General features: G+C 48.5%; 1 protein-coding gene. It reads left to right on the top strand.

The annotated features are described in order from the left end of the window. The first annotated feature begins 43 nt into the window (after positions 1-43). Entirely contained in the window at positions 44-214 is a 171-nt protein-coding gene (locus SB660_RS21050; protein ID WP_003232996.1) for a YqaE/Pmp3 family membrane protein, read from the top strand. The last annotated feature ends 54 nt before the right edge of the window (positions 215-268 follow it).

The following is a 268-nucleotide window of genomic DNA, read 5'->3' as shown; positions in this document are numbered from 1 at the left end:
ATGTGAGGCTGTCCTTTTTTACAGCTGAAAGGAGTGAAAGGAAATGATGTACCTGCTGGCAGTTTTATGCCCGCCGCTTGCTGTTTTGTTTTCGGGAAAACCGTTTCAGGCCTTGCTGAATCTCATATTGACCTGTATCTTTTGGCTGCCGGGCGCGATTCACGCCTGCTTTATCGTCGCCGACCGCCGTGCCGAAAAACGGGCAAGAAGATAATTTGGAACAATGAGGACGCAGTCATGGTATAATGGTCATAAAAACAGCAGGGAG

Origin of the sequence: Bacillus sp. SIMBA_005 (assembly GCF_046535585.1) — a bacterium.
GTDB classification, from domain to species: Bacteria; Bacillota; Bacilli; order Bacillales; family Bacillaceae; genus Bacillus; species Bacillus pumilus.
Note: the sequence above shows the minus strand (reverse complement) of the source record. Positions and strands in the feature narration are given on the sequence as shown.